The organism is Pseudomonas sp. FSL R10-0399 (assembly GCF_009600165.1).
Classification (GTDB): domain Bacteria; phylum Pseudomonadota; class Gammaproteobacteria; order Pseudomonadales; family Pseudomonadaceae; genus Aquipseudomonas; species Aquipseudomonas helleri.
The window spans coordinates 1-248 of sequence record NZ_WIWK01000349.1; the positions used below are offsets into that span (position 1 = coordinate 1).

The 248-nt window shown below is 56.9% G+C and carries 1 protein-coding gene; it reads left to right on the plus strand.

Annotation, left to right across the window (positions count from 1 at the left end; translation table 11 throughout):
* Positions 1-248 (plus strand): DUF1329 domain-containing protein (locus GHO41_RS29670; protein ID WP_153435377.1); only part of this gene is annotated, 248 nt, incomplete at both ends.

Genomic DNA, 248 nt, shown 5'->3' on the forward strand with positions numbered 1-248 from the left:
CGGGTAAACACCCGGTCGATCCCTATCCCAACGAAAAGCCGCTGTTTGTGATCACCGCGCAAAACCTCAGTCAGTACGACGGGCACTTGTCCGAGGGGCAAAAGGCCCTGTTCAAACTCTACCCGCAAACATTCCGCATGCCGGTTTACCCTTCGCACCGTGACTTTCGTTTTTCTGACACGGTGTGCAAGGCCACCCTGGAAAATGCCTCGGTCGCCAAACTGGTCGACGACGGCGAAGGCGTGGTT